This window comes from Ensifer sp. CCNWLY38 (assembly GCF_037120565.1).
GTDB lineage: Bacteria > Pseudomonadota > Alphaproteobacteria > Rhizobiales > Rhizobiaceae > Ensifer > Ensifer adhaerens_H.
Map to the genome: position 1 here is coordinate 38,846 of NZ_JBBBBO010000009.1, position 25,400 is coordinate 64,245.

Consider the following 25,400-nt stretch of genomic DNA (forward strand, 5'->3'; position numbering starts at 1 on the left):
CCGGCCGTCGGATAACCGAAACAATCATCCGACGGCCGGTCAATTCCGCTGACTTGCGCCACGTGTCGGCGCTAGCCGTCCATGAACCCGCCGGAAACCGAACCGGACGAGGCGGCCACCACGGCGAGGTTCACGCCCTTGTGCACTGTTGCGCCACCGTTGACGCGCAGATCGTTGGCCGCCGCCAGCGGCCCCTGCGTCGGCGTCGGGATTTGCGTTACCGTTCCCGCGTCGAGATCCGCCATCCAGAGCCTGTCGTCGCCTGCCACGCCAATTACCACCACTTTCGCCATTTACCCCTCCTGGCTTTCGGTTGAATGAAGACGTCAGAAACCTGCCTTGCGCAGGCCCTCGCAATAGTGGACTCGCTGCCACTCTTCCCTGAAGGGAACGATGGCCATCCATTTGTCGAGATCAAAATCCGGATGTACGTCGAACGTTTTGCGAACGAATAGGCGGGCCTTCTTCTTGTTGCCAAGCATGCCCCAACTCGCCGCCGACAACCGGTCTGCGGGCGTCGGATCGCGCATGCGCTCGATATAGGCGATCGCCTGCTCATACTGGCCAAGCGAATAGCTGGCGCCGGCGGCGGTCCAGAAATATTCGTCCGGCGCGATCGGGTTGAGGTCGAGTGCTGCCTGGATCTTGCGTAGACCACCTTCGGGACGCGAGGCCTGCACCAGCGTATCGGCATAGCTCGCGATCACGTTGGCATGCTGCGGGCTGAGCGCCTCCGCCTTGTCATGGTATTCCATGCTCTCATCGAATTGTCTCAGATAGAGCTTGACGACCCCGAGCTCGCGATAGCCCGTTGCCAGCGTGTCATCGGCTCCCACCGCGTCGCGCGCGTGCCGTTCCGCAAGCGCCAGCAACTCGCTGTCACCACGCGCCGTCAATAGCCACTCGAAGAAGTAGCTGCGCGCCAGCCCGCTCATGGCCGGTGCAAAGTCGGAATTCTCGTACAGCGATTCACGGAAGCTCTTGCGCGCGCGCCGCACTTCCGGAAGGTTCAGCTGCTTGAGATATCGCTGCCCGAGCAGGAAACTGCGATAGGAGCCGACATTGGTTTCGTAGGTCTTGCGATGCGCCTCGTTGCGTTCCACCTGGCTGGCGATGGCATAGGCGATCTGGCGTGCGATCTCCCGCCTGGAGGTCATCAACCCGTCGCCGTCGAGATTGAAGCGGTCAGCCCAGATCACTTCGTCATTGGCAAAGAAGATCAGCTGCGTGAATAGAGTCAGCCGGCTGCCCTCGTCCGTCAGGCGGGTGTCGAGGATGTAGCTGATGGCGTGCTTCTGGTAGGTGTTCGCCTTGTCCGCCTGGAGGCTGATCTGCGCGGCCGTGTAGGGGGCGATGACCGAAACCGAACGAAGCGCGCAAAGCCCGATGGTGACGTCCTCGATCAAGGCGCCAGCAAACTGGGTGGCGGGACTGTCGATCGCTCCGTTGCTCGGGGGTAGCAGCACGACACGCGGCGGACGCAAGTCCGCGGCCGCCTCGGAGGCCGGCGCAAAGATCGTCGAGGCTGGCCGCCATTCCGCGATCGCCGGAACGGCCGGCGCATTGCTGTGCGCAAGTGCTCTCGCTTCCAGGTGATTGCCTTCCAGCTGAAACACCTGGGTCAGGATCTTGCGCACCTCCTCGTCGAGCGGATTGCGCTCGAGGAGCCGCGCTGCCGCGGCCTTGACCAGCTTGCGATGGCTCTTCGCCGCTTCCGGCGCGGCTGCGATCAGGCTCTCGCGCAAGAGCGTCATGTGTTCGCCGCGCTGCCGTTCGATCCAGCCGTGCAGCGCTTGCCCCTGGGACTTCAGGTCCTTGAGAAAGTCCTCCTGGAATGTCGTTGCTGCCAGTTGGAAGCGGTTGAGCGCATCGCCCGGATCCCGACTGATTTCGTCCAAGTCGCTCTGCAGTCGATCGACGTCGAGTCCAACCGACGATGGAGAGAAGCTCAGGAAATGACAGCCGAGTTCGTCCTGCCGTGCACTAATCCGGGAGATCGTCTTGCGCAGATTGACGAAGGCCTGACTGGGAACGACTTCGTCCCACAACAGCTTGGCGATGTCGTTTCTCGATTGTTCGCGATATCCGCCGACGATCAGATAGCAAAGGATAAGCAGACCCTTCTCCGGGAACGTCACTTCGCGCCCGTCCTTATCGACGAGACGCAAGCGCCCGAGGGTCTGCAGTCTGAATGTCATCCGGTCATTCCTGTCGGGTGCAGGCGCTTATCCGTGCAGATCCTGGGCGTGGCTGGTTCCTGTACGGGTGCTCTCCGTCTCGGGCGTCTGGGCCACGGCGGCGACGAGCGAGATGATCTTCTTGCGCAGCACCGGATCGGTGATCTTCAGGAAGGCGCGGTTGAGCGCGATGCCTTCCTTCGACGATACGAAAGAGGAGATTTCGCTCGGCTCGCGTGTCGTGTCGCCAGCACCGGAGCGGGCCGCGGCGTCGTCGCCTTCCTGGAAGAAGAAGCTCGGATGCACGCCGAGGATATCGGCGATCGCCTGGAGGCGGCTGGCGCCGATGCGGTTGGTGCCTTTTTCGTACTTTTGTACCTGCTGGAATGTGATCCCGAGACCGTCGGCCAGCTTTTCCTGGCTCAACCCGGCCATCAACCGACGCATCCTGACGCGGGAACCGACAAAGACATCAATCTGGCTGGGGGCTTTTGTGTTCACTTGCATTTCCTCCGCACGTAGGAATGGTCAAATCATACATATGAGTTTGCTTGAATAAATCTCCCGATGCAATCACTACGGGCTAAAACGCCGAGATTTGCGGCGCCGTTTCGGTTTTCCAGGGGATGAGGCGGGCGATGCTGCCGTGATCGGGGCGCAAGCGCGCGAATTGTGACGGGTCGCGTGCGTCACCTTGCCTCGATCGCGCCAAAATGCGAGGCGGCCCCATGCGAATCGATCCTGCGTCAATCGGCGTTCGGTGGCTCGAAGGGAGGCTCAAGGCCGGGCCTCGTCGTCCCTTTTCAACGGCCTGTTACGGTCGCCGTTACTGTTACGTACTTGTGCTGCCCCCGCTGCCGAAGATGCTGCGATCATACCGGTCCGATGTCTGCTCCTCACCTGCCATCAACGTGGCACAGGCGGCGACAGCACGGTGCCGGTTCGGATTGCTGCTAGACGCCGGAGAACCGAGATGCGCAGATTGACCCTGGCCTTGACCCTTTTCGCGATTGCCTCCGTCCCGGCCGAGGCCGGTCCGGCTACAACAAACGCGTCCGTCAATTTCCGGGAAGGGCCGGGCACCGGCTTCGACAGCCTCGGCAAGATTGCGGAAGGCGCGGAAGTCGACGTCAAGGAATGCGACGATGGCGGTACATGGTGCGCGGTGAGCTTCAATGGCCAGAACGGCTTCGTCAGCGGCAAGTATCTGAACGATGCCGATCCCAAGGGGCTCGGCTGGCCGCGCGCCTTCAAGACCGACAGCGGCGCGACCGTTACGCTCTACCAGCCTCAGATCAACGCTTGGAAGGACTTCACTGATCTCGATGCGTTGATCGCTGCCGAATACAAGCAGTCCGACGATGCCAAGCCGATCTATGGTGTCATAGGGGTGACCGGCAAGACCGACGCCGACAGCGCATCCGGCCAGGTCGTCGTATCGGACATCAAGATGACGGAGATCAATTTTTCCGTTCTCGACCGAAAGGAACTGGCGGACCTCGCCCTCGAGGTCGGTAAACTGATGCCGGTCGGAACCATCACGGTTTCCGAGGACAAGTTGACGGCGAGCCTGGCGGACTACGAGCGGCTCGGCAATGTCGAAGGGTTGAAGGCCGATCCGCCGCCGATCTTCGTCAGCAAGGCGCCGGCGGTGCTGGTGCAGACCGATGGCAAGGCGGTGTTCGCGCCGGTCAAGGGTGTCGAAGGCCTGTCCTTCGCGGTCAACACCAATTGGGACCTGTTCAAGGTCGATGCGGACAGCACTTATTATCTGCGCAACGACAAGGCGTGGCTGCAATCGAAGGACCTGGCATCGGGGTGGCAGCCTGCAGCGTCGCTGCCGGACATTCTCGGCAAGCTTCCGGACGACGACAACTGGAAGGATGCCAAGGCGGCTGTCCCGCCGCAAGCGGACAAGGCCGTGGTGCCTGACGTCATCTATTCGGACAAACCCTCCGAGTTGCTCGTCTTCGACGGCGAGCCGAAGCTGGAGCAGGTGCCCGGCACCGGGCTCAAGGTTGCGACTAACAGCGAGAGCGACGTCTTCTATCGCGATGCGGATTCCAACTGGTACATTCTCGTCTCCGGTCGCTGGTTTGCGAGCTCTTCCCTCGACGGTCCGTGGACCTTCGCCACGCCCAAGCTTCCCGAAGATTTCCAGAACATCCCGCAGGACGCCGCCTATTACACCGTGCGCTCGTCCGTTCCCGGCACGTCCGAAAACGCCGAAGCGCGGCTGAAGGCAAGCATTCCCGAAAAGGCGCGCGTGGCGCTCGACGGGTCGGTCAAGGTGGACGTGACCTATAGTGGCGACCCGAAATTCGAGAAGATCGACGGCACCTCGCTGACTTACGCCGTGAACACCAACGAGACCGTCATCAAGGTCGGTGACAAGTATTTTGTCGTGAAGGACGGCATCTGGTTCGTCGGCGATACGCCGACCGGACCCTTCAGCGTCGCCAAGGCGGTGCCCGACGAGATCTACAAGATCCCGCCATCCTCGCCGATCTACAACGCCACCTATGTGCGGATTTACGAGACCGAGCCCGACGCGGTCTGGTTCGGCTACACGATGGGCTATCTCGGTGCCTATCTCGCCTGGGATACCTTCGTCTACGGCACCGGCTGGTACTATGACGATTATTGGGACTATGGCTGGGCTGGCGGCGGCTACTGGCCCTATTATCCGCGTCCCGTGACCTATGGCGTCGGTGCGTTCTACAACCCGGCTGTCGGAACGTTCGGCCGCTACGGCTATGCCTATGGGCCCTATCGTGGCATCGCTGCCGGGGCCGCCTACAATCCGCGCACCGGAACCTACATGCGCGGCGCTGTCGGCTATGGGCCGAACGGCGACCGCGGCTTCGTCGCAGCCTATAATCCGCGCACCGGCAACGCGGCGATCACACGCGGTGGTCAAAATGTCTACGGCAGCTGGGGTACGGCCGCCGTCAAGCACGGTTCCGACTTTGCGCGCATTTCCGGCGGTTCGACTGCGGGCGGCGCGGGAGCCCATTGGCGCACGTCGGACGGCAACCATGGTTTCGTCGCCGGTGGCAAGGGTGGCGACGTTTACGCCGGGCGCGACGGAAACGTCTATCGCCGCGACGACGGGCAATGGCAGGAGCACACGCCTGACGGCTGGCAGCCGGTCGACAAGCCTTCCATCCAGGACAGGGCCAAGGCGGGCGAACAGTTTTCCGCCAACCATCCGGACGCTGTCCAAAACCTGAACCAGCGGATCGGATCCGGCCAGGGGGCAGGCACCCGAACGCTGGACCGCGCGCCCGATCATCTGGCCATCGACAATATCGGCCGACAGCTCGGCAACCAGCGCTCCTTCGAGCGACAGTCCTTCGATCAGCGGCCGCTGAACTTCCCGAGCAGTGGAGGCGGTGGTTTTGACCGCCCGGGTGGCTTTGGTGGCGGCGGCTTCGAGGGAGGCGGTTTCCACGGTGGCGGCGGCTTTCAGGGAGGCGGTGGCTTCCACGGTGGGGGAGGCTTCCATGGGGGCGGCGGCTTCCGTCGTCGTTGATCCGCGGCGCGGCGAAAGGGCGTTGGCAGAACCGCCTACAGGTATGTTAGCATTTGTAAAAGTTGAGAATCGTGCCGGTCGGGGCCGGCATGATCCCTGGGGGTGGTAAGAATGGGCTGTGTCGGGTCGTCGCGTCGTTTTCTGGGGCCGGTCTTCGGCCTTCTCGCGTTTCTTTCAATTATTTTCTGTCCCGTTTCCGAGGGGTTTGCGCAGGAGGCGGTGCCCGCAGCGCCGCCTGCCAAGGTTCAGCAATTGATCCAGCTTCTTGATGACCCGGAAGTGAAGCAATGGCTGTCGGCGAAGCCGGCTCCGGCACCGGCTGCCCAAGCGCCGGCTGCGGGCGTCGTCGCGCGCTGGACCGCCGAGATCAGGCGGCGGCTGACCGGCATTCGCGATGCCGTGCCGCGCGTTCTACCGGAAATGCAGGCGGGGCGGGATCGGCTGGCCGGCGTGATGGAGAGCCACGGCAGGGCGCCCGTTCTCAAGGGCTTCTTCTTCATTCTCCTGATCGGCTACGGTGCCGAATATCTGCTGCGCTGGCTGTTGCGGCGTAGCCTGCAAGGGGCCGCGTTGGCAGGACCGGCGCGGACCATGTTGGCACGCGTTCTGCCGCTCGTCGTCTTTGCTGCCGCCAGCATGTCAGTGCTTGCCTTCGCAGAATGGCCAAAGCTGCTTGAGGCGACGATCGCGCCGCTGCTTGGAGCCTGGATCGGAGCTCGCCTGCTGATGATCATCGCATCCGCCGTCCTGAAAGGTGGTCGCGAACGCGAGGAGAGCGCCGACGCCCGTGGCGGCTATCTGTCTCTGACCGCAGACGAGGCAGGCTTCTGGTATCGTCATTCTCTCTGGCTGATCAGTGCCGCCGCGCTCGTCTGGGGCGTCGGTGATGCGATGCTGGCGCTTGCCATATCCGCGGACGTGCGCGAACTGGTTACGGCGATCCTCGGGCTCGGAGTCCTGGTCCTGGCGATCGCAACGGCTTTGCGGCGACCTATTGGCGCGGTTTCCGGCTCGCGCCGCGTGGTTAGCAATGTGCTGCTGGTCGCTTTCCTCATCGTGCTGTGGCTGCTCTGGGTCGCGGGCATGGAGGTCCTGTTCTGGATCGGTCTCTATGTGATTGGCCTGCCGCCACTGCTGCGCTTCACCAGCGCCTTCACGAAGACGATGCTGGACGCCGCCGCCGCCGATGATTTCAGGGTGATGCGCAACGTCCTGATCGAGCGGGGCGCCCGTCTCCTGATCATCGCCCTCGCGGCCGCCTGGTTGGGAGTCGTGTTCAAGGTCAACGCGACGGCGATGATGCATGATGATGTTTTCAATCGGATTTTCCGCGGGGCGCTCGCCGGCGTCGTCATTCTGCTGGCGGCGGATCTCGTCTGGCAACTGGTGAAGGGTTTCATCAGCCTGCGCCTGACGCAGGCGCATGCGGCGGCCAACGATCCGGCGGAGTTGGCTCGCAACACGCGCATGCTGACCCTGTTGCCGATCCTGCGCAACTTCCTCGCGATTTTCATCGCCGTCGTGGCGGTACTGATGGTTCTCTCCGGCCTCGGCGTCGAAATCGGTCCGCTGATCGCCGGCGCCGGCGTGTTCGGTGTCGCACTCGGCTTCGGATCGCAGTCGCTGGTCAAGGACGTCATCAGCGGCATCTTCTACATGACGGATGACGCATTCCGGGTGGGCGAATATATCCAGAGCGGCAGCTACAAGGGCACGGTCGAATCCTTCAGCATTCGCTCGGTCAAGCTCCGGCACCATCGGGGCCCGGTCTTTACCGTGCCGTTCGGCTCGCTTGGTGCGGTCCAGAACATGAGCCGCGACTGGGTGATCGACAAATTCATGATCAACGTTTCGTTCGATACCGATGTGGCGAAGGTAAAGAAGGTGGTGAAAGGTATCGGGGCCAAGCTGCTCGAGGATCCCGAACTGGGGCCGTTGATCCTGGAAACGGTCAAGATGAAAGGCGTCGAACAGTTTGGCGATTATGGGATGACGCTCAGCTTCGCCATGAAGACGAAGCCGGGAAATCAGACCCAAGTCAGACGTCGGGCCCAGGTCATGATCAAGGAAGCCTTCAAGGAAAACGGCATCAATTTCGCTTCGCCGACGGTGCAGGTGGCGGGCGACGAGCAGCAGCAATCTGCGGCGGCCGCTGCCGCGACCCGTGATGCCATCGAAAAGAAGAAAGCTGCGGCCGCCCTTGCCGAAGGCGGTGCGCCGCAGGAATAGCCTTTATCATCGAGGTTTCTCGGGGGCTTGGGAGGCCGGTCATGAAACGCCTGCTTTTGGTGGCAATGCTCCTCGTGTTCTTCGCGGGCGGCAGCGCCTTGGCGCAATCGAACGAGCAATTCGTTCGGTCGATGCTCGTTCCGCACAAGGACGACTTCGACGGGATGGAAAAGCGACGTGTGATCCGCATCATCGTACCGTTCAGCAAGACGATCTATTTTATCGACCGCGGCCAGCAATTGGGCACGGCTGTTGAATTTGGGACGGCGCTCGAAAACGAGCTCAACAAAGACCGCAAGAAGCAGATCGACAAAATCCGCGTCGGTTTCGTACCGATGCCGCGGGCGAGACTTCTGTCCGCGCTGGAAGAAGGTCTCGGCGATATCGTCATGGCGAACCTGACGATCACGGAAACACGGCTTGCCGAGGTGGATTTCACGGCGCCGCTCTACGACGAAGCCAAGGAGGTTCTCGTCACCGGCCCATCCGCGCCCGCAATCGCCAGTCTTGATGACCTGAGCGGACAGGAAATCCATGTGCGCCGCTCGAGCAGCTACTACGAGCACCTGGCGGCCCTGAGTGCCGGTTTCGAAAAGTCCGGCCGCCCGCCTATTGCCTTGAAGGACATGGATGAGAACCTGGAGGACGAAGACGTCCTGGAGATGATCAATGCCGGCCTGCTGCCGTGGACGGTCGTCGATATGTACAAGGCGAACATCTGGTCGAAGGTCTTCACTGATCTCAAGGTGCGGGAGGACATCGCTGTGTCCGATCACGGCGAAATCGCCTGGGCGATCCGCAAGGACAGCCCGAAGCTCAAGGCCGTCCTCGACGACTTCGTCAAGACCCACAAGGTCGGCACCACCTTCGGCAACATCTTGAAGAACACCTACTACAAGGGCGACAAGATGCTGAAGCGTGCCTATGATCCGGCGGATGTCGAACGCTTCAAAGTGCTGGTCGAGATCTTCCGCAAGCACGGAAAGACCTATTCCTTCGATCACCTGATGCTGATGGCGCAAGGATACCAGGAATCACAGCTCGATCAGTCCAGGCGCAGCCATCGCGGTGCTGTCGGCATCATGCAGCTCCTGCCGTCGACCGCAGCGGACAAGGCGGTCAACATCCACGGCATCGACAAGGACGAGAATCTGAATGTCGAAGCTGGATCCAAGTATCTGCGCTTCCTCGTCGATACCTATATCAACGACCCGGCCGTGACCCCGCGAGATCAGTTGCTGTTTGCCTTCGCGGCCTACAATGCCGGGCCCGGGAACCTGCGCAAGTTCCGGGCAAAGGCCAAGGATATGGGGCTCGATCCGAACCTCTGGTTCGGCAATGTCGAAAATGCCGCCGCCACGATCGTCGGGCGCGAGACGGTTCAATATGTCAGCAACATCTATAAGTACTATGTGGCCTATAGCCTGCTGGACGCCCATGACGCTGACGCGGCCGCGGCGAAAGTCGAAAACAAGTCGGCGGCCACCGCGCCATAGGCGTGCGGCGCACGTGTTCTCGCGAGATGTGGAGGTCTCGAAATGGTCGCGATGAAATGCAACTCGCCTGTGAGACGGTCGGCAGCCCTTCTTTGCCTTTTCGCTCTGACGCTCGCCGGCTGTACCACGCCAGATATCGAGCCGATCCCGGGCAGCATCACCTATGGCGGACAGCCTCGCACGAAACTGACGAAGGCGCCGGTGGGCAGCATCGTCCCGCACCGCTTCACGAGCGGCAACAGTTTCGTTCAGGAGACTTACGTCATTGAACCGGATCGCACGCTTAGACTTATCCGACGCGACTACTATGATTTGCCGATCGATTGACGAACCGGTTGTGCGTACGGAAACCCGTTGGTTGACAGTCTCGCGCGGAGACACGATAGCTCGCTGCGGATGAAGATCGCCTTTTATGCACCGCTGAAATCCCCCGATCACCCGGTGCCGTCAGGCGACCGGCTGATGGCCCGCATGCTGATTGCGGCACTGCGGATCGGTGGGCACGAGGTTGCGATTGCGTCGGACCTGCGCAGTTTCATGGCCAAGCCGTCGGATCAGGATTTCCGGGAACTGGAGCGTGCGGCGGACGCCGAAACTGCGCGCCTTCGCACACTCTGGCGGAGCGAGGGCGCTCCCGATCTCTGGTTTTGCTACCATCCCTATTACAAGGCGCCAGACCTTCTCGGGCCTAGGCTTTCGGACGAATTTTCCATTCCCTATGTGACGGCGGAAGCGTCGTACTCGATGCGGCGGAATGAGGGTGTCGGCGCGATTGCCCAGCGCCATGTTCTTGCGGCTATTTCGCAGGCGGCCGTCAACATCTGTCTGACGCGCCGCGACCGCGACGGCCTTCTTGAAGCCGCTCCCTCATGCCGCCATGCGATGCTTGCGCCGTTCATCGACGCTGCGCCGTTCATTGAGAGCAAGCCATCAGCCGATGCCCCCTGCCGGCTGGTCGTGGTCGCGATGATGCGCAGCGGCGACAAGATGAACAGCTACCGCATGCTGGCGCAGGCGCTGACGCGTGTTGCCGATGCCGCCTGGACCTTGACGATCGTCGGCGACGGACCTTGTCGCGACGAGGTCATGGGGGCCTTTGCGACTTTGCCTCCCGATCGATTGACGTGGCTTGGCGAAAAGGATGCAGCCGACCTGCCGGATATTCTTGCCAGCACTGATCTCTACGTGTGGCCCGGCTGCGGCGAGGCCTACGGGCTTGCCTATCTCGAAGCGCAGGCCGCAGGCCTGCCGGTCGTTGCGCAACGAACGGCCGGCGTGCCGGAAGTGGTGAGAGACGGTGAGACCGGGCTGCTGACGCGGGACGGGGATATCGGCGCCTATGCGGCGGCGATGCGCGACCTGATCGAGGATCCGGCGGGCCGCAGGCGATTGGGCGCAGCCGCCCGACGGTTCGTTCATGATGAGCGCTCGTTTCCGGCAGCCGCCCGACGGCTTCGCTCGATTTTCGATGAGTTTCTGGAGACGCCGAAATGACCGAGGAAATCCATTGGCAGTGCCTTGCTGCGGAGCTCGATCGCCTTGAAGCGTCGGGACGGCCGGTGGATTTCTGGCTGCGTGACGACGACGCAGCCGAGCCGACGCGGGCGCTCGATCGGTTGCTGTCGCTGGTCGACCGACACGCTCTTCCGGTCGTTCTGGCCGTTCCGCCAGCCCAGACCGGCGAAGCGCTCGCGCGCCGCCTTGGCGGGCTCGCAGATGTCGGCATTGCCGTGCACGGGTGGGCGCATCGCAATCATGCGCCGCCTGAGGAAAAGAAGCAGGAGCTTGGCGCGCACCGGCCGCGCGCCACGGTGCTCCACGAACTCGAGCTCGGCTATGACCGCCTGCGGACGCTCTTTCCGGGCAGCTTCGTGCCGATGCTCGTTCCCCCATGGAACCGGATCGACAACACGCTTCTCGACGGCTTGCCCGACATCGGGTTCACGGTGCTTTCGGTCTTCGGGCCGGAGAAACCATCGCCGTTCAAGCTCGTCAACACGCATGTCGATGTCATGGATTGGCGCGGGACGCGCGGTTGCCGCGACCATGCACTGATCGTCTCCGACATCATTGCGAGGCTTCGGCAGGTGACCGGCGACGTCGAGGAGAGAGCGGAGCAGAAGGGCCGCACGATCGGCGTGCTGACGCATCACCTCGTTCACGACGAGGGCGTCTGGGCGTTCCTCGAAAAGCTCTTTGCGGCGACCAGCAGACATCCGGCCTGCCGTTGGCTTGCCGGCCGCGAGATTACAGCTCGATGATCTGTCCGTCGCGGGCGGCAAAGGCGCCGGCGAACGTCGCCTGAACGTCGCGTTCCATTGCGGCCAGCGCCTCGTCGGTGCGGGACGGATCGTGATGGAACATGGCCAGATGCTTGACACCGGCCGCCATCGCCAGCCGGGCGCCATGCATGCCGGTCGAGTGCCCAAAGCCCTGAAAATGATCCATCTCGCTTTCGAGATAGGTGCAGTCGTAGACCATCAGATCACAGCCGGCGATCAGTTCGAGAACGCCGGGATCGAGGATGCCCGGCTCATGTTCGGTGTCGTAGACCAGAGCGACGGCGCGGCCGTTCCATTCGACGCGATAGCCGACGCAACCGCCCGGATGCCTGAGGCTCGTCGTGCGGATCGTTACCCCCTCACGCGGCGTCAGCACGTCACCGGGTTTGAAATCCAGGCCGTCGAGGCTTGCCTGACAGATATCCGGATCCACCGGGAACCACGGTGGGCGCATGAAGTCGCGGATCATTTCCTTCGTGGTCATCGTGCCGTGCAGATGACCCGACCAGAAGCGTACCGAGTTCTGACACTTGTAGATCGGCTTGAAATAGGGAAGGCCGATGATGTGGTCATAGTGGCTGTGGGTGAAGAAAAGGTCGAATTGGTCGATGCCTTCGGCGATCAGCGAGTAACCGGCCTCGCGCAGCCCAGACCCCGCATCGAAGAGCAATACATCCTTGCCGCATCGAATCTCGATGCAGGATGTATTTCCCCCATAGGCGAGGTATTGTTGGCCGGATACCGGCAAACTTCCTCTTACGCCCCAGAACCGCACTCGAAAGTTGTCGTCACGCATTCAGTTTCGGCTTCACTACGCACGCTCGGACCATTTTGATCCTTGTGTGACTGTTAAACAAGCACAATGGCCACACCCCTGCAATGCCATGGGTTATTATTTGGAAAGTAACCTTAGCGTCGCCAAGAGCGCCCGGTTGGAATTCGTCCGACGGAACCGCATTTCAGCGGGGGGGCGCCGGATCGATGGCGAGGCCTTAGCAGCAGCACATGAAACTTTTCCTTGCGCTGTTACGTGGATTATTTATCGAACGCAGTAACGTAGGGAACAGGTCACGCATGGTTGAGGCAACAGACGCGCGGTTCTACGACAGCGTACCTCTCTTCGATGCGTTCGAAGGGGTCGCGGACGAGGCGAATTATCGGCCGCTGCCGGACGGCTGGCTTCTCGCTGTCGCCGACATCGTCAACTCCACCGGCGCGATCGCCGAAGGCCGCTACAAAACTGTGAACATGGCAGGTGCCAGCGTCATCTCGGCGTTGATGAACGCGCTCGAGGAAAAGTCGATGCCCTTTGTTTTCGGTGGGGACGGCGCGCTCGCCGCGCTGCCGGCGCCGATGGCGGACCGCGCACGCGACGCACTCGCCGCCGTGAAGACCTGGGTCGCGGAGGAGCTCGGGCTTGAGTTGCGCGCCGCTCTGGTACCGGTCAGCGATATCCGCGCCAACGGCCTCGACATGCGTGTCGCACGCTTCAAGGCGAGCGAAGAGGTTTTCTACGCGATGTTTGCAGGTGGCGGCGCCAGTTGGGCCGAGGCGGCGATGAAGGCGGGACGCTATCCCGTCGGCGCCGCGGCGGCTGGCAGCCGGCCCGACCTCACCGGGCTTTCCTGTCGCTGGAACCCGATCGAGTCCCGCCACGGCGCGATCGCCTCGATCATCGCCGTGCCCGGGCCGAAGGGCAATGGACCGGAGTTTCAGGCGTTGATCGCCGATATCGTCGCATTGGCCGATGAGGAAGAACGCAATGGCCATCCTGTTCCCGAACTTGGGCCGAGGCCACGTTTCTCCTTCAAGGGCATTGAAGCCGAGACGCGGGCCGTGGCGCCGAAAGGACGACGCTTTCTTCCCCGTTGCTTCATCACCGTGCAGACGCTGGTTCTGTTTGTTTGCCTCCGGCTGGGCTGGAATCTGGGCTCGTTCGACACGAATCGCTACCGCCGCGACCTCGCCGACAACACGGACTTCCGCAAGTTCGACGACGGGCTGAAAATGACGATCGACATCAGCACTGAACGGCTCGAACGGATCGAGTCTCGGCTGAGACAAGCAGAGGCGGCGGGTGTCGGGCACTATGGCTTGCATCAACAGGATTCGGCGCTGATGACCTGCATTGTGCCGACGCCGATGACACGGGATCACATGCATTTCGTCGATGGCGCGTCGGGCGGCTACGCGGTGGCGGCAAGCAAGCTCAAGGCCGCGCTGGCGCGCCTAAGGACCGCCTAGCAAGACATGCGAGATACCGCCGGTTTGCAGCCCTTGGCGAGCTAGGCCTTGACGATATGCTCGCCGGTCAGTCCGTTGCGGTAGAACACGTTGCGCGTATCGACGATGAGCGAGGCGGAAGCGGCAAGGGCGACGTAATCCACCTGGTCGTGATCGGTGGCAATCAGCACGGCATCGAACGCTGCGACTGTTTGCGCGTCGAGTGAGACCGAACGCCGGCCCTTCAAAGCACCATGTTCGCGTGTCGGTGGGATCTCAGCGACGTAGGGGTCGTGATAGGACGTGCGTCCGCCGCGCTCTTCGATCAACTCGATCAAGCGCAGCGACGGGCTCTCGCGAATATCCGGAACGTTCTTCTTGTAGGCGAGGCCGACGACGAGGACGTTGGAACGGCTGAGCGCCTTGCCAGACTTGCGGTCGAGTGCCTCGGCGAGGCGGCTGAACACATGTCGCGGCATGGCCGAATTGATCTCGCCGGCAAGCTCGATGAAGCGCGTCGGCAGCTCGTATTCCCGCGACTTCCAGGTGAGGTAGAAGGGGTCGATCGGGATGCAGTGGCCGCCGAGCCCCGGTCCGGGGTAGAACGGCATGTAGCCGAACGGCTTGGTCTTCGCCGCTTCGATCACTTCCCAGACGTCGATGCCCATGGCCTCGTAGACGATCTTCAATTCGTTGACGAGGGCGATATTGACGGAGCGGAAGATGTTCTCGGTGAGCTTCACGGCCTCCGCCGTGGCGTTGGAGGAGACCGGCACGACGGTTTTCACCACGGCGGCATAGAACCGTTCCATCAGGGCCGAAGCCTGTGGTCCATCGCCGGCGACGACCTTCGGAATGCTGACCGTTTCGTAGGTCGGATTGCCGGGATCCTCACGTTCCGGCGAAAAGCCGACGAAGAAGTCACTGCCCGACTTGAGCCCGGTTTCCTCGAGGATGGTGCGCACGACGCCGTCGGTCGTCCCGGGATAGGTGGTCGATTCCAGGACGATGAGTTGTGCAGGCCTGAGGGTCGCCGCGATCGCGCGTGACGTCTTTTCGACGAAGGAAAGATCCGGGTCGCGGTGTTTGGTAAGCGGCGTCGGCACGCAGATGATGATGACGTCGCAGTCCGCCAGCTCTTGAAAGTCCGTCGTCGAGCGGAAGCGGCCGGCACCGCTCTCTTTTGCGAGTGCGGCGTCCGATACGGCGGCGATGTAGGACTTGCCCGCGTCGAGCGCGACGATCTTGGTGGGGTCGATATCGAAGCCGGTAACGGCAAAGCCCGCGCGAGCAGCGGCGATGGCGAGCGGCAGGCCGACATAGCCGAGACCGATGACGCCGACCCTGGCGCTCGAGGCGGAGATGGACGAGAGCAGGCTTTCGTAATGAGGTGAGGTCAAGTTTGCTTTCCGGATCTCGTGGACAGACGGGTGGCGCCGCGCGAACATGTCGTGGTTTGTTGGAGAGAAACAAGCTCCAAGTCAAGCGAGGCACTGCGTCACGCCGAAGGACATGCCTTTGAGCCGGCTATCAAAACATCATGCGAGAAAAACTTTGCCCGGCCTCTGGAAATCGCCGGGTGGCATCAATATCTGCAACATATAAGTGCCGCATTCCGGGTGCCTGCACGTCATCGACGCCGGAATCGGTTGGAGCATTTTCTTAACGGGCACGGCTCATCATCATCCACCGCGAACATGGACCGGCAATTTGCCGGGGCGTTCGCCGTCTCCGGATGCTGACGCGGGACGGTCTGTCATGGTGAGGACGCGAAATGGCCCCGACGAACGACAACGTATCCGAAATCCTCATCGACAAGGTTGCCGACTGGCTGATGCGGACGTCGCTCAGCGACGCGCCGCTGGAAACGATCGTCAAAGGCTTTTGCGAACGGCTCGCTGCCGCCGGCCTGCCGCTGATGCGTGTCCATCTCTCCTTTTCGATGCTGCATCCGCTTTATGATGCGCTTGGTTTTACCTGGATCCGCGGCAAGGGCGTCGAGGTAAGCGGCCTTCGGCACGAAGAACTGGCGCTCAATCCCGAGCGTTTCCTGCAGAGCCCCTACTACTATCTGCTCAACAACAATCTCGAGCATGTCCGGCGGCGTCTTTACCAGGATACGCCGTCCGAGTTCCCGATCTTCGACGATCTCAAGGAGATGGGCGCCACGGACTACCTGGCCTTCATGCAATCGCTCGGCGCCGATTCGGGGCATGGCATGGTCGGATCCTGGTCGACGGACCGCCATGGCGGCTTCACCGATGATGTGATCGGGGCGTTGCTCAAACTTCAGCACCACCTGGCGGTCGCAGCGAAGATGGCGGTGCTCGGAAAGCTCGCCGACAATATGCTGACCACCTATCTCGGCTCCAGCGCCGGTCGGCGCGTGATGAGCGGCCAGGTCCGCCGCGGCGACGGCGAAACCGTGCGCGCGATCCTGGTCATGGCCGACATGCGTCGCTCGACGATGCTGGCGGAGAAGGAGGGGCGGCAGTCCTATATCGAGACGCTGAACACCTATTTCGACGCGATCGCCGCGCCCTTCAATCGCAATGGCGGCCATATCCTGAGCTTCGTCGGCGACGGGTTCATCGCCGTCTATCCGTGTGGGCGCCATAAGGAGCCGTCCGAATTTGCCGCCCGCGAGGCCTTTGCCGCCGTGCGCGCAGCAACGGCGCGCATGGAGATGCTGAACGGCGAACGGCGCAAGCAATCCCGCGATCCCATCGGCTACGGCATCGGGCTGCATGTCGGCAACGTGATGTTCGGCAATGTCGGGCTGCGCGACCGGCTGACCTTCTCCGCCTTCGGCTCGGCCGTCAACGAAGTGCAGCGGTTGCAGAACCTGACCAAGAAATATGCACATAGCGTCGTCGCCAGCGAGGCCTTCGTCAATTACTGCGGCGGAGATTGGACGGCGCTCGGCCAGGAAAAACTGCGCGGAGTGCGGCAGAAATTCACGATTCTCTACCCCAACGATGCAGCGTTGCTTGCCAGAGCAGATGAGCGCTTCGACGATGTGTTGCAGGATGGACTTTCCGAGGCGGAACATGTCATGCTGCTTCACCGCAATACTCGTCCGCTTCAGCCGCCGCGCGGCCTTATCGACAAGATGCTTCAATAGGGGGAAGTATGTTCCGAGCCGTGATTGTCGCCGCCAGCATCGCCATGGCCGGAGGCGCGATGGCGCAGCCGTGGGAAACCAAACTTTCAGACGGATTCGAGGAACAGAATTTCTCACCCGAAGGCGGGCTCTACTATCGCGAGAACTTCGAGCAGAGTGCGGGCACGGTAGAATTTCAAAACCAGGTGACGCACACCGGCAAGGGCGCACTCAAGTTGAGCGTCGTTCCGACCTGTCCGGATTCCCTCGACGGTTGTAGCGAGCGAGCCGAGATTTGGGAGAAGACGGCGCTGCGCGTGCCCTACGACCAGGGGGTCTGGTATGGTTTCGCGGTCAAGTTCGCCGATCCGGTCCCGAAGGAGGATCATCGCTATCTGATCGCCCAATGGAAGCGTGAGATCGATCCTGGCGCCGAAGGGGATTTCAGTCCGTTCCTTGCTTTTCGCCTCGAGGCGGGCAAGCTCTTCGTCACGGTGGAGACGAATTACATCGCGCCGCTCTCATCCGGCCCGGAAGGTACGCCGGCGAAGTGCAAGCCTGGCGAGATCCCCGTGTGGGGGCGGCCTAGCGTCAACCAGATGCGCATGCTGGTCGCCGCCGACAGCAACTGGAAGCTGGAAGACGGCAGCCTGTTCAACGCCTGCACGGATGCCATCAAGGTGACGAACCATGGCAATCCGCTGCCCGATCCGAAGTCCGGCTGGATCGACTTCGCGATCTACTCGCTGCCGGGGGCCGGTGGCACGGGACGCATCGAACTCTTCGCCAACGGCAAGCCGATCATCACGGTGGCGGGGCATGTCGGCCACGCCGACAAGGGGCTCGGCAAGAACCAGTACTTCAAGTTCGGCCCCTATCGGGCTGCCGATACGACCGACTGGACGCTGTTTTATGACGACTTCCGCCGCTCGCCGAACTGCGCCGACGTGCTGAAGGGCGGGACGTGCCCCGCCCCCTAACCAACTGAAGATGCACGGGGCAATGCTCCGGTTGCAGTTGGCCATGCTGGACAGCCCTCTGAAGCTGCGCTAGTCTTTTTTTAGAGGCGGCGGATAAAAAGCAATGAGGGAAGCGTGCTGCTATGACATCTGGGGCGGACCTGCTTCGAGTTGAAGGTCTGCGGATCACATTCTCGGTGCTCGGCGGCGAAGTTCAAGCCGTGAACAATACGAATTTCAGGATTTTGCCTGGCAAGGTCACGGCGCTCGTTGGTGAGTCGGGATCGGGCAAGTCGGCAATCAGCCAGGCGGTAATGGGCATCCTGCCCAACGTCGCCAGGGTTGGTGGCAAAATTCTGTTCAACGATCCCACCACGGCGGCAAAGCCCATCGACCTGCTTTCGCTGGAGCGGGAAGGTGATGAGATACGCAGCCTGCGGGGCACGCGTATCAGCAAGATCTTTCAGGAGCCGATGACGTCGTTGTCGCCGCTCCATACGATCGGAAACCAGATTTCCGAGGTGCTGAAGATCCACACGGATGCGGAAAAGGCTGAACGCCGGGCACGGACCGAGGAACTGCTCGGCTATGTCGGCTTTGCCAATCCGAAGCGCGCCTACGAGATGTATCCGTTCGAACTTTCCGGCGGCATGCGCCAGCGCGCGATGATCGCGATGGCACTGATCTGCCGGCCGGCCCTCTTGATCGCCGACGAGCCGACGACCGCGCTCGACGTGACCGTACAGGCCCAGATCCTTAAACTTCTGCGCGAGCTTCAGGTGAAGCTCAATATGGCAATGCTGCTGATCACCCATGACCTCGGCGTCGTCGCCAACATGGCCGACGAGGTTGTGGTGATCTATCATGGGCAGATCGTCGAGGCTGGCCCTGTCGAGGCCATCTTCCGCAACCCGCAGCATCCCTATCTCAAGGGCCTAATGGCGGCGATCCCGCATTTCGACATGAAGCCCGGCGAGAGGTTGAAGGCGCTGCGCGAAGTGCCGGTCAAGGCCGGCACGCTGCTCGGAACTTCGGCAGCAAACAAACCCGCCGGCCCGGATGTGCTGCTATCCGTCCGCAATGTTTCGAAGACCTATGGCACGCGGAAGTCTTCCTGGTTTGGCGGCGGGGAAAGTACACTGCATCGCGCCGTCGACGACGTCAGCTTCGACATTCGCCGCGGCGAATGTCTTGGTCTCGTCGGCGAAAGCGGTTGCGGCAAGACGACCGTCAGCAAGATCCTCATGCGCGCGGTCACGTCCGATGCCGGATCGGTGACTTTCGACAACGGCGAAGGACCTGTCGATGTCTTGAAGGCCCACGGCGACGAACTTCAGGCGTTGCGCTCGAAAATCCAGATGGTCTTCCAGGACCCGGTCTCGTCGCTTTCGCCGCGCATGACGGTCAAGAACATCCTCAGCGAACCCTTGGAGATCCATGGGCGCGGAACGGCGAAATCGCGTGTCGAGACGGTGCGTTCGCTGCTGCAGGCTGTCGGCCTCGACCAGCGCTTCATCAACCGTTATCCGCACAGCTTTTCGGGCGGCCAACGTCAGCGCATCGGCATTGCCCGGGCTCTCGCGCTCGTGCCGGAACTGCTGATCTGCGACGAACCGGTTTCGGCGCTCGACGTTTCCGTTCAGGCGCAAGTTCTCAACCTTCTCAAGGATCTGCAGAAAGAATTGGGGCTGACCTGCCTGTTCATTTCGCACAACCTTGCAGTCGTCGACTACATGGCGGATCGCATCGCCGTCATGTGCGCCGGCCGCATCGTCGAGCTCGCCCCGCGCGAGGTGCTGATGCGCAAGCCGGTTCATCCCTATACCAAGTCGCTGCTCGCGGCCGTTCCCTATCCGGATCTCGATCGGCCGCTCGACTTTGACAGGCTGAAGGACAGCGAAGGATCGGATATGCGGCGCTGGGGACCGCAGTTCCGCGTCGACGACGCTGGCGACACGCTCATCCCCGCCGATCTCGGTGGCGACCACTTCGTGCTGGCGCGCCGGTCCGTGGATGCAAGGGAGTTACGGCCATGATCACCCGCCGAACTGTACTGGCATTGCTTGCAACCGTGGCATTTCCCATGCGGCTCCTGGCTGCTGGGAGTGAACCGGCGTTTCTGGAAAAGCTGATTGCCGACGGCAAGCTGCCGCCGGTCAACGAGCGCTTGCCCAAGACGCCGCGTGTCATCAACGTCGCGGCGCTCGGGCGCACGCCCGGCAAGCATGGCGGTGACGTGACGATGATCATCGGCAGTGCCAAGGACATCCGGCTCATGACCGTCTACGGCTATGCCCGACTGGTCGGCTATGATGAAACGCTGAAGCTCGAAGCGGATGTCCTTGAAAGCTACGAGACGGTCGAGGACCGCATCTTCACCTTCCACCTGAGAGAAGGGCACAAGTGGTCCGACGGGTCGCCGCTGACGGCGGAGGACTTCCGCTATTGCTGGGACGATGTGCTCAACAACGAGAAGCTGAGCCCCGCCGGTTTGCCGACTGCGCTGGTGATGGACGGCGAAGCCGGAAAATTCGAAGTCATCGATGAGCGAACCGTTCGCTATACTTGGTCGACGCCGAACCCGGACTTCCTGCAGAAGCTCGCCGCACCGCAGCCGCTGGTGGTGGCAGTGCCTTCAGCCTATCTCAAGCAGTTCCACGAGAAATATCAGGAAGAAGACAAGCTCAAGGTTTTGATGAAGGAGCAGCGCGTCAAGAAATGGAGCCAGCTCCACATGCGCATGGCTCGCTCCTATCGCCCTGAGAATCCTGAGCTTCCGACGCTCGATCCATGGCGCAACACGACGCCGCTTCCTGCCGAACAGTTCATCTTTGAGCGCAACCCCTACTTCCACCGCGTCGACGAGAACGGGTTGCAGCTTCCCTATATCGACAAGTTCGTGCTCAACGTCAGCTCGTCGGCGCTGATCCCGGCGAAGACAGGCACGGGTGAAAGCGACCTTCAGGCGACGGGCATCGACTTCGTCGACTATACGTTCCTCAAGGATTCCGAGAAGCGGTATCCGGTCAAGGTGCTGCTGTGGAAGAAGACGCAAGGCTCGCGCCTGGCGCTGTTGCCGAACCTCAACTGCTCCGACACGGTCTGGCGGTCGTTGCTGCAGGATGTGCGCGTTCGCCGCGCGCTCTCGCTGGCCATCGACCGCACCGAGATCAACAAGGCAGTTTTCTACGGCTTGACCAAGGAGAGCGCGGACACGGTTCTGCCGGACAGCCCGCTGTTCCGTCCGGAATTCGCCAACGCGTGGGTGGCCCACGATCCAGCTCAAGCCAATGCACTGCTCGACGAAGCGGGCCTGACGCAACGCGATAGCGACGGCATCCGTGTCCTGCCCGATGGCAGGGCCGCGCAAATCGTCGTGGAAACGGCCGGCGAAAGCACGCTCGAGACGGACGTGCTGCAGCTCGTCACCGATTACTGGCAGAAGGTCGGGATATCGCTTTTCATCCGCACCTCGCAGCGCGACACGTTCCGCAGCCGTGCTGTCGGCGGCGAGATCGTCATGTCGATGTGGTTCGGGCTCGACAACGGCGTTCCGACCCCGGGCATGAACCCGGGGCAACTGGCGCCGACGGCCGACGACCAGCTGCAATGGCCGGTCTGGGGGCTCAACTACCTGTCCCATGGCGAAATGGGCCAGCCGCCGGATCTGCCTGCCGCTGTCGAACTGACGGAGCTGCTGCAACGCTGGCGGCATTCGGCTGACGACGCCGAGCGCACGGAGATTTGGACCCGCATGCTGTCGATCTACACAGACCAGGTCTTCTCGATCGGTATCGTAAACGCCTCGCTGCAGCCGATCCTCGTGGCGAAGAAGCTCCGGAATGTGCCGGAAACGGGGCTCTACGGCTTCGATCCCACCTCCTATTTTGGTGTCTACAAGACCGATACCTTCTGGATCGAGCAGGAAGCCTGACATGCTGCGATATATTCTCTGGCGTATCGCAGCGATGGTTCCAACCCTCCTCATCATTTCGGCTCTTGTCTTCACCATCATCGAACTGCCGCCCGGCGACTACTTCGAGAGCTATGTCTCCGAGATCAAGGCGCAGGGCGAAGGCGTCGACATGGAGCAGATCGAGGCGCTGAGGAAGGAGTACGGCTTCGACCAGCCACCGGTCCTGCGCTACGTCTACTGGCTCGGCGGCATGCTGCAGGGCGATTTCGGCTATTCCTTCGAATACGAGCTGCCGGTCAGCGCCGTCGTCGGCGACCGTCTGTGGCTGACGATCCTCGTCTCCTTCGTCACCATCATCTTCACCTGGCTGATCGCCTTTCCGATCGGCATCTATTCCGCGACCCACCAGTATAGCTGGGGCGACTACGGCCTGTCGCTGGTGGGCTTGATCGGCATTGCCATCCCCAATTTCATGCTGGCGCTGATCCTGATGTATTTCGCCAATATCTGGTTCGGGATTTCGATCGGCCACCTGATGGACCAGAAGTATCTGGCCGAGCCGATGAGCTGGGCCAAGGCGAAGTCTATCCTCGAACATATCTGGATCCCCGTCGTCATCGTCGGCGCGGCGGGCACGGCCGGCATGATCCGGCGTCTGCGCGCAAATCTGCTCGACGAGCTGCAGAAGCAGTATGTCGTAACCGCCCGCGCCAAGGGCCTTTCGCCGATGCGCACGCTGGTCAAATACCCTCTGCGCATGGCGTTGAACTTCTTCATATCGGATATCGGTTCGATCCTGCCGGCGATCATTTCCGGCGCTGAAATCACCGCGATCGTGTTGTCGCTGGAAACCACCGGGCCGATGCTGATCAAGGCCCTGCAGAGCCAGGACATGTATCTCGCCGGTTCGTTCCTGATGTTCCTCGCGTTTCTGACCGTGATCGGCGTGCTTATTTCCGATATCGCGCTCGCCATTCTCGATCCTCGAATTCGGCTGCAAGGCAGGAGCACCAAGTGACGTCATTTCTTCCGGCGCCCGGCGAGCCCTTGCCGCATTACGTATCGACGGCTCCTTTCGATCCCTATTCCGTCGAGGCGATGACCGACGAGCAGGTGCGCGTCAACCAGGCTTCCCAGCTTCGCCTGATGTGGTGGAAATTCCGCCGCCACAGGCTCGCGCTCGTCTCCGGCGTCTTCCTCGCGGTGCTCTACCTCACGATCGTCGTCTCTGAGTTTCTGGCGCCTTACAACCTGCATACCCGCAACATGGACTATATCTACGCACCACCGCAGGCGGTGCACCTGTTCCATGAGGGCCAGTTCGTCGGTCCCTTCGTCTATGGACGGACCATGACGCTGGATATGGAAACGCTGAAGCGCAACTATGCCGACGACGTCACGGACGTGCAGCGACTGCGCTTCTTCTGCCGGGGCGACAGCTATCGTTTCTGGGGCCTGTTCGACAGCAACGTGCATCTCGTTTGCCCGGCGAAGGACGGTCAGGCGTTCTTCCTGGGGACGGACCGTCTCGGTCGCGATGTGCTGTCGCGCATCATTTACGGTGCCCGAATTTCGTTGACGATCGGCCTGCTCGGCATCACCGTCAGCTTCGTGCTCGGCATCGTCATCGGTGGCCTTGCGGGTTATCACGGCGGTCTCTTCGATCTCATCGTCCAGCGCGTCATTGAAGTCCTGCAGTCTATCCCGAGCATCCCGCTCTGGCTGTCGCTCGCAGCGATCATGCCGGCGACCTGGAGTCCGATCCTGATCTATCTGGCGATCACGATCATCCTTGGCCTCCTGGACTGGACGGGGCTTGCGCGCGCGGTGCGCTCGAAACTGCTGGCGCTTCGCGAGGAGGATTATGTGCTTGCGGCCCAGTTGATGGGCGCCAAGAGCAGCCGCATCATCGGCCGGCATCTCGTGCCTGGCTTCATGTCGCATCTGATCGCAACTGCGACGATCTCGATCCCCGGCATGATTCTCGGCGAGACGGCCCTGAGCTTCCTCGGTCTCGGTCTTAGACCCCCCATCACCAGTTGGGGCATTCTTTTGACGGAGGCCAAAAGCGTCAGCGTTATTGCTTTCTACCCCTGGCTCCTATTTCCCACAATTCCGGTCATTCTTGTGATTTTGGCGTTCAACTTCTTGGGAGATGGGTTGCGTGACGCCGCCGATCCCTACAAATGAAGCCCGATTTGACGCTGGCAACCGGTCGGCGCCAAACAGTTCATTGATCCTGAGCGAAAGGTTTCTTGCATGATGCGGCGTTTTGAAGATGCCCGGATCCTCATGTATAGCCATGATACGTTCGGGCTCGGGCACCTCCGGCGGTGCCGCACGATCGCGCATTCCCTGGTGGAAGACTACCGCGGTCTGAACATCCTGATCATCTCCGGGGCAACGATCGCCGGTGCTTTCGACTACCGTGCGCGCGTCGATTTCGTGAAGATTCCGAGCGTCATCAAGCTGCACAATGGCGACTACACCTCGCTCGACCGTCATATCGAGCTCGACGAGACGCTGAAGATGCGTCAGGCAATCATTCGCCACACAGCCGAAACCTTCAAGCCGGACATCTTCATCGTAGACAAGGAGCCGATGGGCCTGCGCGGCGAGGTCGAGGAGACGCTGACCTACCTGAAAGCGCACGGCACGACGCTGGTCTTGGGCTTGCGTGAGGTCATGGATGCGCCACATCTGCTGGAAGCGGAGTGGAAGCGGCGCGACACCATGCGCAAGATCGAGCAGTATTACGATACGATCTGGGTTTATGGCCCGCCGGATTTTTACGATCCGCTGACCGAGCTCGACGTGCCGCCGGCTGTCCGCGATCGGATGAATTTCGTCGGCTTCCTGCAGCGTAGCGTCCCGCGGGAGGAACTGCCGGGCCACAAGCCGCAAGGCGATTATATCCTGGTCACCACGGGGGGCGGCGGCGACGGTGCGGACCTGATCCACGATGTCATCCACGCTTACCAGCAGGACCCGGAGCTTACGCACAAGGCGTTGATCGTGCTCGGGCCCTATATGCCGGTCAAGAAGCGGGAAAAGCTGATCCGCAAGGGCAGCAAGATCCCCTATATCAAGATCATCGAGTTCGATAATCGCATGGAAGAGCTCATCGCCGGCGCCAAGGGCGTCGTCGCCATGGGCGGCTACAACACCTATTGCGAAATCCTCTCCTTCGACAAACCGGCGCTGATCGTGCCGCGCATCCAGCCGCGCGAGGAGCAGTTGATCCGCGCCCGCCGCGCGGCCGAGCTTGGGCTCGTGGAAATGCTGTTGCCGGACGAAGCGGAAGATCCGCTACGGTTGGCGGCCGCGCTGAAGGCGCTGCCGTCCCGGGCACCGCCTTCGAAAAGCACCGCCAACGGCTTGCGGCTGGAAGGGCTCGTGCATATCTCCGAGATCGTTGGTCGGTGGCTCGACCGGCCGTCGAGCGACCACTTGAATATCGTGAAGAAATCGAGCTGAAGC

19 protein-coding genes are annotated in these 25,400 nt (G+C 61.7%); 14 read left to right on the forward strand and 5 right to left on the reverse strand.

Annotation, left to right across the window (positions count from 1 at the left end; genetic code table 11):
- Positions 1-71 precede the first annotated feature (71 nt).
- Genes V7S54_RS19690 through V7S54_RS19700 form a run of 3 tightly spaced genes read right to left on the reverse strand, consistent with a single transcriptional unit; the run spans position 72 to position 2,678 of the window.
- The gene (locus V7S54_RS19690; protein WP_057251314.1) at positions 72-293 is read right to left on the reverse strand and encodes a hypothetical protein; all 222 of its coding nucleotides are present in this window, start codon (positions 291-293) and stop codon (positions 72-74) included.
- 33 nt (positions 294-326) lie between these two features.
- Positions 327-2,198 carry an SARP family transcriptional regulator gene (locus tag V7S54_RS19695; protein ID WP_336409260.1) on the reverse strand — a complete coding sequence of 624 codons (1,872 nt, stop codon included), beginning with the start codon at positions 2,196-2,198 and terminating at the stop codon, positions 327-329.
- A 27-nt stretch (positions 2,199-2,225) separates the two neighbouring features.
- Positions 2,226-2,678 carry a helix-turn-helix domain-containing protein gene (locus tag V7S54_RS19700; protein WP_336409261.1) on the reverse strand — a complete coding sequence of 151 codons (453 nt, stop codon included), beginning with the start codon at positions 2,676-2,678 and terminating at the stop codon, positions 2,226-2,228.
- Positions 2,679-3,150: 472 nt separating this feature from the next.
- Here V7S54_RS19700 and V7S54_RS19705 point away from each other — a divergent pair, with 472 nt between their 5' ends.
- The 6 genes from V7S54_RS19705 (at position 3,151) to V7S54_RS19730 (ending at position 11,698) form a co-directional block, all read left to right on the forward strand.
- Positions 3,151-5,712 carry an SH3 domain-containing protein gene (locus V7S54_RS19705; protein ID WP_336409262.1) on the forward strand — a complete coding sequence of 854 codons (2,562 nt, stop codon included), beginning with the start codon at positions 3,151-3,153 and terminating at the stop codon, positions 5,710-5,712.
- Between the two features lie 111 nt (positions 5,713-5,823).
- A complete protein-coding gene (locus V7S54_RS19710; protein WP_336409263.1) occupies positions 5,824-7,941 on the forward strand; it encodes a mechanosensitive ion channel family protein in 2,118 nt (705 codons plus the stop codon).
- A gap of 41 nt (positions 7,942-7,982) precedes the next feature.
- Entirely contained in the window at positions 7,983-9,437 is a 1,455-nt protein-coding gene (locus V7S54_RS19715) for a lytic transglycosylase F (protein ID WP_336409264.1), read from the forward strand.
- 51 nt (positions 9,438-9,488) lie between these two features.
- Positions 9,489-9,764, forward strand: a complete 276-nt coding sequence (locus V7S54_RS19720; RefSeq protein ID WP_442892579.1) for a hypothetical protein — start codon at positions 9,489-9,491, stop codon at positions 9,762-9,764.
- Between the two features lie 69 nt (positions 9,765-9,833).
- Positions 9,834-10,931, forward strand: coding sequence for a glycosyltransferase family 4 protein (locus tag V7S54_RS19725; RefSeq protein WP_336409266.1), 1,098 nt, complete (start codon positions 9,834-9,836; stop codon positions 10,929-10,931).
- Positions 10,928-11,698, forward strand: coding sequence for a polysaccharide deacetylase family protein (locus V7S54_RS19730; protein WP_336409267.1), 771 nt, complete (start codon positions 10,928-10,930; stop codon positions 11,696-11,698). Before V7S54_RS19725 ends, V7S54_RS19730 begins: the two co-directional genes overlap by 4 nt.
- Here the strand turns inward: V7S54_RS19730 and V7S54_RS19735 are convergent.
- Positions 11,685-12,515, reverse strand: coding sequence for an MBL fold metallo-hydrolase (locus V7S54_RS19735; RefSeq protein ID WP_065375524.1), 831 nt, complete (start codon positions 12,513-12,515; stop codon positions 11,685-11,687). The two genes, V7S54_RS19730 and V7S54_RS19735, sit on opposite strands and share 14 nt — an antisense overlap.
- 278 nt (positions 12,516-12,793) lie before the next feature.
- On the opposite strand from V7S54_RS19735, the gene V7S54_RS19740 reads away from it, so the two are divergent.
- Positions 12,794-13,963 carry a DUF3095 domain-containing protein gene (locus V7S54_RS19740; protein ID WP_065375525.1) on the forward strand — a complete coding sequence of 390 codons (1,170 nt, stop codon included), beginning with the start codon at positions 12,794-12,796 and terminating at the stop codon, positions 13,961-13,963.
- Between the two features lie 41 nt (positions 13,964-14,004).
- On the opposite strand, the gene V7S54_RS19745 is transcribed toward V7S54_RS19740, so the two are convergent.
- On the reverse strand, positions 14,005-15,342 hold the full coding sequence (locus V7S54_RS19745) for a nucleotide sugar dehydrogenase (protein ID WP_336409268.1): 1,338 nt from the start codon (positions 15,340-15,342) through the stop codon (positions 14,005-14,007).
- A 374-nt stretch (positions 15,343-15,716) separates the two neighbouring features.
- Here V7S54_RS19745 and V7S54_RS19750 point away from each other — a divergent pair, with 374 nt between their 5' ends.
- From V7S54_RS19750 to V7S54_RS19780, 7 genes are all read left to right on the forward strand, one after another.
- On the forward strand, positions 15,717-17,066 hold the full coding sequence (locus V7S54_RS19750) for an adenylate/guanylate cyclase domain-containing protein (RefSeq protein ID WP_336409269.1): 1,350 nt from the start codon (positions 15,717-15,719) through the stop codon (positions 17,064-17,066).
- A gap of 8 nt (positions 17,067-17,074) precedes the next feature.
- A complete protein-coding gene (locus tag V7S54_RS19755; RefSeq protein WP_336409270.1) occupies positions 17,075-18,025 on the forward strand; it encodes a polysaccharide lyase in 951 nt (316 codons plus the stop codon).
- 122 nt (positions 18,026-18,147) lie between these two features.
- Positions 18,148-20,040: an ABC transporter ATP-binding protein gene (locus V7S54_RS19760; protein WP_336409271.1), complete on the forward strand. Its 1,893-nt coding sequence runs from the start codon at positions 18,148-18,150 to the stop codon at positions 20,038-20,040.
- A complete protein-coding gene (locus tag V7S54_RS19765; protein WP_336409272.1) occupies positions 20,037-21,938 on the forward strand; it encodes an ABC transporter substrate-binding protein in 1,902 nt (633 codons plus the stop codon). Before V7S54_RS19760 ends, V7S54_RS19765 begins: the two co-directional genes overlap by 4 nt.
- 1 nt (position 21,939) lies before the next feature.
- Positions 21,940-22,938, forward strand: a complete 999-nt coding sequence (locus V7S54_RS19770) for an ABC transporter permease (RefSeq protein WP_058323943.1) — start codon at positions 21,940-21,942, stop codon at positions 22,936-22,938.
- Complete coding sequence (locus V7S54_RS19775) at positions 22,935-24,110, forward strand: ABC transporter permease (RefSeq protein WP_336409273.1); 1,176 nt, start codon at positions 22,935-22,937, stop codon at positions 24,108-24,110. The genes V7S54_RS19770 and V7S54_RS19775 overlap by 4 nt, the downstream gene beginning before the upstream one ends.
- A 69-nt stretch (positions 24,111-24,179) precedes the next feature.
- Entirely contained in the window at positions 24,180-25,397 is a 1,218-nt protein-coding gene (locus V7S54_RS19780; protein ID WP_065375532.1) for a glycosyltransferase family protein, read from the forward strand.
- The last annotated feature ends 3 nt before the right edge of the window (positions 25,398-25,400 follow it).